The following is a 6,553-nucleotide window of genomic DNA, read 5'->3' on the forward strand; positions in this document are numbered from 1 at the left end:
ACGGGCCACTATTCACTCCTAGTACTTTACAAGAATAACCGCTGCAGAGCCCGTTGAGGATACGCAGCGGTGGTACAATTCTTTTGCACATAACAAAATATGGTTGGCTAATGTAGCCAACCTATCTTCAATTTGCAAGAAATATTTCTGCTAATTAGCCTTGGCGTTGTTTATGCTTTGGCTCACTGCAAATCACACGCACAACACCGTTGCGCTTGATAACTTTACAGTTACGGCAGATTTTCTTAACGGAAGCACGAACTTTCATTGCTAAACTCCGTAAATATGGATAACTAAACTTAGCGACCGTAGCCTTTCAGATTAGCCTTTTTCAAAACTGACTCATATTGTTGAGACATCAAATGTGTCTGAACTTGAGCCATGAAATCCATAATAACAACAACTACGATTAGTAGGGAAGTGCCGCCAAAGTAGAAGCGTACATTCCATGCTATCATCATGAACTCGGGGATCAGACAGATAAATGTAATATATAACGCACCTGCAAGAGTCAAACGCGTCATCACTTTATCTATATATTTTGCGGTCTGTTCACCCGGGCGTATACCAGGTATAAATGCACCAGACTTCTTCAAGTTATCAGCTGTCTCGCGTGGATTAAATACCAACGCGGTGTAGAAGAAACAGAAGAATATAATTGCTGCCGCATAAAGCATTACATATAAAGGCTGACCAGGACTTAAAGCTAGTGAAATATCACTTAACCAACCTAAACCTTCACTTTGACCGAACCACTGAGCCAGCGTCCCCGGAAAAAGAATAATACTTGATGCAAAAATTGCTGGAATAACACCTGCCATGTTGATTTTCAACGGCAAGTGTGTGCTCTGCGCAGCAAAGACACGACGGCCTTGTTGACGCTTGGCGTAGTTAACGACGATACGACGCTGACCACGTTCCATGAACACTACAAAGTAAATAACAGCAAAAGATATAACTGCAATTAACAGTAGAAGAAGTACGTGCAATTCGCCTTGACGCGCTTGCTCTACGGTCTGTCCAATCGCTGGCGGTAGACCAGCAACGATACCAGTGAAAATAATCAGAGATATACCGTTACCAATACCACGCTCGGTAATCTGTTCACCTAACCACATTAAAAACATGGTTCCGGTAACCAAACTAACCACTGCAACAAAATAGAAACTAGGGCCTGGATTATGTACAAGCCCTGGAATCATACTTGGTAACCCCGTTGCAATACCAATTGCTTGGAAAGTTGCCAAGACAAGCGTACCGTATCGAGTGTACTGACTAATCTTTCGACGGCCAGCCTCACCTTCTTTCTTCAACTCAGCTAGTGCTGGATGAACTACTGTTAGCAACTGAACAATAATGGACGCAGAAATATACGGCATTATGCCCAGTGCTAAAATAGAAGCACGCGAGAGTGCACCACCAGAGAACATGTTAAACATCTCAATGATGGTACCCTTTTGCTGTTCGAACAGACTGGCAAGTACAGCAGCGTCAATACCAGGAATAGGTACAAAAGAACCTGCTCGGAATATTAAGATCGCACCTAATACGAATAATAGGCGTGACTTAAGCTCTGCTAGGCCACCTTGTGCACTACGAAAATCTTGTCCTGGTTGTTTAGCCATCTGTACCTCATCCTCGAGTTAATTATTCCTCGATTTTACCGCCGGCAGCTTCGATAGCAGCTTGAGCGCCTTTAGTAACGCGTAGGCCTTTCACTGTTACTGAACGAGCGATTTCACCAGAAAGTACAACTTTCACGAACTTAATGTCCTTAGTGATAACATTCGCAGCTTTTAGTGTTTCAAGGCTTACAACATCACCTTCAACTTTCGCTAGCTCAGCTAGACGAACTTCAGCTGTTACAAGGCTCTTACGAGACGTAAAACCGAATTTTGGTAGACGCTGTTTCAAAGGCATTTGACCGCCTTCGAAGCCTGGACGTACAGAACCACCTGAACGTGATTTCTGACCCTTGTGACCACGGCCACAAGTTTTGCCCAGACCTGAACCGATACCACGGCCTACGCGCTTCGCAGAAGGCTTAGAACCGGCAGCCGGTGATAGAGTATTCAAACGCATACGATTACTCCTCAACTTTAACCATGTAGTGAACTTTGTTGATCATGCCGCGTACGCAAGCAGTATCTTCAAGTTCTACAGTGTGGTTGATGCGACGAAGGCCTAGGCCACGCAAAGTAGCTTTATGCTTCGGTAAACGACCGATAGAGCTCTTTGTTTGGGTTACTTTAATAGTTTTAGCCATGTCGATTACTCCAGAATTTCTTTAACAGAAAGACCACGCTTAGCAGCGATCATTTCTGGAGAGTTCATTCCACTAAGACCATCAATTGTTGCGCGAACAACGTTGATTGGGTTAGTAGAACCGTATGCTTTAGCTAGTACGTTACGGATACCCGCAACTTCTAGCACTGCACGCATTGCACCACCGGCGATGATACCAGTACCTTCTGATGCAGGTTGCATGTACACTTGAGAACCAGTGTGGCGACCTTTAACAGCGTGGTGAAGAGTACCTTCGTTGATTGCAATTGTAACCATGTTACGACGTGCTTTTTCCATCGCTTTCTGGATTGCAGCAGGCACTTCACGTGCTTTACCGTAACCAAAACCGATGCGACCGTTACCGTCACCAACTACTGTTAGTGCAGTAAAGCTGAAAATACGACCACCTTTAACCGTTTTTGAAACACGGTTAACAGCGATCAGCTTTTCATTCAAATCTGATTGTGTCTTTTCGTTAGCCATCTTCCGCCTACCTTAGAATTTCAGACCAGCTTCACGAGCAGCTTCTGCTAGTGCAGCGATACGGCCGTGGTATTGGAAACCAGAACGATCGAATGCAACGTTAGAGATGCCTTTTTCAATCGCGCGCTCAGCAATAGCTTTACCTACAGCTGTAGCAGCGTCTTTGTTTCCGGTACTCTTAACTTGCTCACGGATCGCTTTTTCTACGGTAGAAGCGGCTGCGATAACCTCAGAGCCGTTCGGTGCAATTACCTGAGCGTACACGTGACGTGGAGTACGGTGTACAACTAGGCGAGTTGCGCCCAGTTCAGCAATCTTACGACGTGCTCGGGTCGCACGACGGATACGAGATGCTTTCTTATCCATAGTGTTACCTTACTTCTTCTTAGCTTCTTTAGTACGCACAACTTCGTCGGCGTAACGAACACCTTTACCTTTGTAAGGCTCAGGGCTACGGTAAGCGCGAATATCAGCAGCTACTTGACCAACTAACTGCTTATCAGTACCTGTAAGTACGATTTCAGTTTGTGATGGACATTCAGCTTTGATACCTGCTGGAAGTTCGTGCTCAACTGGATGAGAGAAACCTAGAGTTAGACCTACAGCGTTGCCTTTAATAGCAGCACGGTAACCTACACCCTTAAGAGTCAGCTTCTTAGTGAAGCCTTCAGTAACACCAACAACCATATTGTTCACTAGTGCACGAGCAGTACCTGCTTGTGCCCAAGCTTTATCGAATCCTTCACGAGGACCGAAAGTAACTTTGTTCTCTTCCAAAGTTAAAACTACTGCATCATGGATAGTACGAACTGATTCGCCTTTACTACCTTTCACAGTAATTTCCTGACCGTTAAGTTTAACTTCTACGCCGGCAGGAATAACTACAGGTGCTTTTGCAACACGAGACATATCCTACTCCTATTATGCTACGTAGCAGATAATCTCACCGCCAAGACCCGCTTTGCGTGCAGCACGGTCGGTCATAAGACCCTTGGAAGTGGAAACAACAGCAATACCAAGGCCACCCATCACTGATGGTAGCGCATCTTTTTTCTTGTAGATGCGTAGACCAGGACGTGATACACGTTGGATTTGCTCAATAACTGGGTTAGCTTCGAAGTACTTAAGAGTAACTTCTAGCTCAGGCTTAACATCACCAGATAAGGTGTAGTCAGCCACATAACCTTCTTCTTTAAGTAGAGCAGCGATAGCTACTTTAAGCTTAGAAGATGGCATTTTTACAGCAACTTTTTTCGCTGCCTGACCGTTACGAAGACGGGTCAGCATATCCGAAATCGGATCTTGCATGCTCATAAGTTAATACTCCGTGATTCTGAATTGCTTACTGGATTACCAGCTTGCTTTACGTAGACCCGGAATCTCGCCTTTCATGCAAGCTTCACGAACCTTGATACGGCTAAGACCGAACTTACGTAGGTAGCCGTGTGGACGTCCAGTCTGGTTACAGCGATTACGCTGACGAGACTTCGCAGAATCACGTGGTAGTGACTGAAGTTTAAGCACTGCATTCCAGCGATCTTCTTCAGACGCATTCACGTCGCTAATTAGAGCTTTTAGCGCTGCACGCTTTTCAGCGAACTTAGCTACTAGCTTGGCACGTTTAGCTTCGCGTGCCTTCATAGATTCTTTAGCCATTAGTAACCCTTACTTTTACTTACGGAATGGGAAGTTAAAAGCAGACAGTAGAGCTAGAGCTTCTTCATCAGATTTAGCAGAAGTTGTAACAGTGATGTCTAAACCACGTACACGATCTACTTTATCGAAATCGATTTCTGGGAAGATGATCTGCTCACGAACGCCCATGCTGTAGTTACCACGACCATCGAATGACTTAGGGTTTAAACCACGGAAGTCACGAATACGCGGTACAGCAATTGAAATTAGACGGTCGAAAAAGTCCCACATACGCTCGCCACGTAAGGTTACTTTACAGCCAATAGGGTAGCCCTCACGGATCTTAAAGCCGGCAACTGACTTACGTGCTACAGTGATTAGCGGCTTCTGACCTGAAATTGCAGTCATGTCAGCAGCAGCATTCTCTAGCAGCTTCTTGTCGTTGATAGCTTCGCCCACACCCATGTTAAGTGTGATCTTTTCGATCCTTGGGACTTGCATGATACTCTTGTATTCAAACTTTTCAGAAAGCTCTTTTACAACAGTCTCTTTGTAGTAATCATGCAGTTTCGCCATAGTACTACTCCAAACTTACTTGATAGTTTCGCCAGTCGACTTGAAGAAACGAACTTTTTTGCCGTCTTCAAATCGGAAGCCTACACGGTCCGCTTTACCTTGACCGTTAACGATAGCAACATTAGACGCATCGATCGCAGCTGCCTGCTCAACGATACCGCCTTGAACACCCATTGCCGGAACTGGCTTCTGGTGTTTCTTAACCATGTTGATACCTTCAACGATAACTTTACCGGTTGCTAGAACCTTAGTTACTTTACCAGTCTTACCTTTGTCTTTACCAGCAAGAATGATAACTTCGTCGTTTTGACGGATTTTAGCTGCCATTATAGTCGCTCCTTAAAGTACTTCTGGCGCTAGTGATACAATCTTCATGAATTTCGCATTACGAAGTTCACGAGTCACAGGGCCGAAAATACGGGTACCGATAGGTTGCTCAGTGTTGTCGTTCAACAATACGCAAGCATTACGGTCAAAGCGAATGACAGAGCCATCTTGACGACGAACGCCTTTACGGGTGCGTACAACCACCGCTTTCAGTACATCACCTTTCTTAACTTTACCGCGAGGAATTGCTTCCTTCACTGTAACCTTGATGATGTCACCGATATGTGCATAGCGACGGTGAGAACCACCCAGAACCTTAATACACATTACGCTACGTGCGCCGGAGTTATCCGCTGCATCAAGCATACTTTGCATTTGGATCATGTTAGTGCTCCGCTAATTTTTTAAACATCTAGACCCAAAACGAGTCGATATGCCTTTTCTTCAAAGGCGGCGAATAATAACACCATTTTCGCTCGATGGGTAGATAAAAAATGAACGGCCCTAAATTTTTCAGGGCCGCTAACTTAAATAGCTGAAAAGTCAGTAATTAGATACGTGCTTTTTCAACTACTCGTACCAGTGTCCAAGACTTAGTCTTTGACATTGGACGACATTCACGAACTTCAACTGTATCGCCTAGGCCACACTCGTTGTTTTCGTCATGTGCATGAAGCTTAGTCGTGCGTGTGATGTACTTACCGTAGATCGGGTGCTTCACTTTACGCTCGATAGCAACAACAATAGACTTATCGCCTTTGTCGCTAACTACGCGACCAAGCTGAGTACGAATTTTCTCGCTCATTATGCGCTAGCCTTCTCAGTCAGAACGGTTTTAACACGTGCGATATCACGACGTACAGTTTTTAAGTTGTGAGTCTGCTGTAGTTGACCAGTAGCAGCTTGCATGCGCAAGTTAAACTGTTCACGTAGCAAATTCACAAGCTCTGCATTCAGCTCTTCAACGCTTTTAGCGCGTAGATCTTGTGCATTCATCACATCACCGCCTTAATTACGAAAGTGGTTTTGATTGGTAGCTTACGTGCAGCAAGGTTAAATGCTTCACGTGCTAGTGATTCAGAAACACCGTTCATTTCGTATAGAACTTTACCTGGTTGAACTTGAGCAACCCAGTAAGCCACACTACCCTTACCTTTACCTTGACGAACTTCAAGAGGCTTAGATGTGATTGGTTTGTCTGGGAATACACGAATCCAGATTTGGCCCTGACGTTTGATATGACGAG

The 6,553-nt window shown here is 44.8% G+C and carries 15 protein-coding genes; all 15 read right to left on the bottom strand.

Going from position 1 to position 6,553, the window contains the following annotated elements; genetic code table 11:
* Window positions 1–154 precede the first annotated feature (154 nt).
* The gene (gene rpmJ, locus I3259_RS19595; protein ID WP_000868186.1) at window positions 155–268 is read right to left on the bottom strand and encodes a 50S ribosomal protein L36; all 114 of its coding nucleotides are present in this window, start codon (window positions 266–268) and stop codon (window positions 155–157) included.
* A gap of 31 nt (window positions 269–299) precedes the next feature.
* Window positions 300–1,625 carry a preprotein translocase subunit SecY gene (gene secY, locus I3259_RS19600; RefSeq protein ID WP_005370968.1) on the bottom strand — a complete coding sequence of 442 codons (1,326 nt, stop codon included), beginning with the start codon at window positions 1,623–1,625 and terminating at the stop codon, window positions 300–302.
* A 22-nt stretch (window positions 1,626–1,647) separates the two neighbouring features.
* Window positions 1,648–2,082, bottom strand: a complete 435-nt coding sequence (gene rplO, locus I3259_RS19605) for a 50S ribosomal protein L15 (protein ID WP_005370970.1) — start codon at window positions 2,080–2,082, stop codon at window positions 1,648–1,650.
* Window positions 2,083–2,086: 4 nt separating this feature from the next.
* Window positions 2,087–2,266 (bottom strand): 50S ribosomal protein L30, encoded by a 180-nt coding sequence (rpmD, locus tag I3259_RS19610; protein WP_045032680.1) that lies wholly within the window; start codon window positions 2,264–2,266, stop codon window positions 2,087–2,089.
* 5 nt (window positions 2,267–2,271) lie between these two features.
* Window positions 2,272–2,769, bottom strand: a complete 498-nt coding sequence (gene rpsE, locus I3259_RS19615) for a 30S ribosomal protein S5 (RefSeq protein ID WP_005370977.1) — start codon at window positions 2,767–2,769, stop codon at window positions 2,272–2,274.
* Between the two features lie 12 nt (window positions 2,770–2,781).
* Window positions 2,782–3,135 (bottom strand): 50S ribosomal protein L18, encoded by a 354-nt coding sequence (rplR, locus tag I3259_RS19620; RefSeq protein WP_005370979.1) that lies wholly within the window; start codon window positions 3,133–3,135, stop codon window positions 2,782–2,784.
* Between the two features lie 9 nt (window positions 3,136–3,144).
* Window positions 3,145–3,678: a 50S ribosomal protein L6 gene (gene rplF / locus I3259_RS19625; RefSeq protein WP_238031368.1), complete on the bottom strand. Its 534-nt coding sequence runs from the start codon at window positions 3,676–3,678 to the stop codon at window positions 3,145–3,147.
* A gap of 12 nt (window positions 3,679–3,690) precedes the next feature.
* A complete protein-coding gene (gene rpsH, locus I3259_RS19630) occupies window positions 3,691–4,083 on the bottom strand; it encodes a 30S ribosomal protein S8 (protein WP_005370983.1) in 393 nt (130 codons plus the stop codon).
* A 36-nt stretch (window positions 4,084–4,119) separates the two neighbouring features.
* On the bottom strand, window positions 4,120–4,425 hold the full coding sequence (gene rpsN, locus I3259_RS19635) for a 30S ribosomal protein S14 (RefSeq protein WP_005370985.1): 306 nt from the start codon (window positions 4,423–4,425) through the stop codon (window positions 4,120–4,122).
* 15 nt (window positions 4,426–4,440) lie between these two features.
* A complete protein-coding gene (gene rplE, locus I3259_RS19640) occupies window positions 4,441–4,980 on the bottom strand; it encodes a 50S ribosomal protein L5 (protein WP_005370989.1) in 540 nt (179 codons plus the stop codon).
* A 15-nt stretch (window positions 4,981–4,995) separates the two neighbouring features.
* Complete coding sequence (gene rplX, locus I3259_RS19645) at window positions 4,996–5,307, bottom strand: 50S ribosomal protein L24 (protein ID WP_008988080.1); 312 nt, start codon at window positions 5,305–5,307, stop codon at window positions 4,996–4,998.
* 12 nt (window positions 5,308–5,319) lie between these two features.
* Window positions 5,320–5,691 carry a 50S ribosomal protein L14 gene (rplN, locus tag I3259_RS19650; RefSeq protein ID WP_005370993.1) on the bottom strand — a complete coding sequence of 124 codons (372 nt, stop codon included), beginning with the start codon at window positions 5,689–5,691 and terminating at the stop codon, window positions 5,320–5,322.
* A 166-nt stretch (window positions 5,692–5,857) separates the two neighbouring features.
* The gene (rpsQ, locus tag I3259_RS19655) at window positions 5,858–6,112 is read right to left on the bottom strand and encodes a 30S ribosomal protein S17 (protein ID WP_005370996.1); all 255 of its coding nucleotides are present in this window, start codon (window positions 6,110–6,112) and stop codon (window positions 5,858–5,860) included.
* Entirely contained in the window at window positions 6,112–6,303 is a 192-nt protein-coding gene (gene rpmC, locus I3259_RS19660) for a 50S ribosomal protein L29 (RefSeq protein WP_005370998.1), read from the bottom strand. Before rpmC ends, rpsQ begins: the two co-directional genes overlap by 1 nt.
* Window positions 6,303–6,553 (bottom strand): 50S ribosomal protein L16 (gene rplP / locus I3259_RS19665; protein WP_238031369.1); only part of this gene is annotated, 251 nt, incomplete at its 5' end. The genes rpmC and rplP, both read right to left, overlap by 1 nt.

The organism is Photobacterium sp. Ph5 (assembly GCF_022129445.1).
Taxonomy (GTDB): Bacteria; Pseudomonadota; Gammaproteobacteria; order Enterobacterales; family Vibrionaceae; genus Photobacterium.

Bases quoted from the DNA above. Each gene is read 5' to 3' on its own strand.
- rpmJ (WP_000868186.1), bottom strand. From the start codon at position 268: ATGAAAGTTCGTGCTTCCGTTAAGAAAATCTGCCGTAACTGTAAAGTT.
- secY (WP_005370968.1), bottom strand. From the start codon at position 1,625: ATGGCTAAACAACCAGGACAAGATTTTCGTAGTGCACAAGGTGGCCTA.
- rplO (WP_005370970.1), bottom strand. From the start codon at position 2,082: ATGCGTTTGAATACTCTATCACCGGCTGCCGGTTCTAAGCCTTCTGCG.
- rpmD (WP_045032680.1), bottom strand. From the start codon at position 2,266: ATGGCTAAAACTATTAAAGTAACCCAAACAAAGAGCTCTATCGGTCGT.
- rpsE (WP_005370977.1), bottom strand. From the start codon at position 2,769: ATGGCTAACGAAAAGACACAATCAGATTTGAATGAAAAGCTGATCGCT.
- rplR (WP_005370979.1), bottom strand. From the start codon at position 3,135: ATGGATAAGAAAGCATCTCGTATCCGTCGTGCGACCCGAGCACGTCGT.
- rplF (WP_238031368.1), bottom strand. From the start codon at position 3,678: ATGTCTCGTGTTGCAAAAGCACCTGTAGTTATTCCTGCCGGCGTAGAA.
- rpsH (WP_005370983.1), bottom strand. From the start codon at position 4,083: ATGAGCATGCAAGATCCGATTTCGGATATGCTGACCCGTCTTCGTAAC.
- rpsN (WP_005370985.1), bottom strand. From the start codon at position 4,425: ATGGCTAAAGAATCTATGAAGGCACGCGAAGCTAAACGTGCCAAGCTA.
- rplE (WP_005370989.1), bottom strand. From the start codon at position 4,980: ATGGCGAAACTGCATGATTACTACAAAGAGACTGTTGTAAAAGAGCTT.
- rplX (WP_008988080.1), bottom strand. From the start codon at position 5,307: ATGGCAGCTAAAATCCGTCAAAACGACGAAGTTATCATTCTTGCTGGT.
- rplN (WP_005370993.1), bottom strand. From the start codon at position 5,691: ATGATCCAAATGCAAAGTATGCTTGATGCAGCGGATAACTCCGGCGCA.
- rpsQ (WP_005370996.1), bottom strand. From the start codon at position 6,112: ATGAGCGAGAAAATTCGTACTCAGCTTGGTCGCGTAGTTAGCGACAAA.
- rpmC (WP_005370998.1), bottom strand. From the start codon at position 6,303: ATGAATGCACAAGATCTACGCGCTAAAAGCGTTGAAGAGCTGAATGCA.